Raw genomic sequence first — 236 nt, 5'->3', positions numbered from 1 at the left:
GCCACGGACCTCCCGCCACTCTGACCGGGCGGGACTACCACATCGGCCGGTACGGCGTTAATCGCGACACCGAACTCGTCGATCTGGACGAGCTTCGCGGCCTCGCCCGCCAGCACACGCCCAAGATGATCATCGCGGGCGGGTCTGCCTACGCCCGGGTCCTGGACTTCGCCGGACTGCGCGCGGCTTCGGGGGCGACGAGTGTCGCGCGATCGGCACCTGGATCGCGCAGATCC

At 69.9% G+C, this 236-nt stretch carries 1 pseudogene; it reads left to right on the top strand.

Annotation, left to right across the window (positions count from 1 at the left end):
• Window positions 1–236, top strand: a pseudogene (locus AC0IY0_RS29040) (hypothetical protein); the annotation flags it as partial.

Source organism: Methylobacterium sp. AC315 (assembly GCF_979253755.1).
The sequence above is the reverse complement of the archived record's forward strand: the minus strand, read 5'-3'. Positions and strand labels throughout refer to the sequence as shown.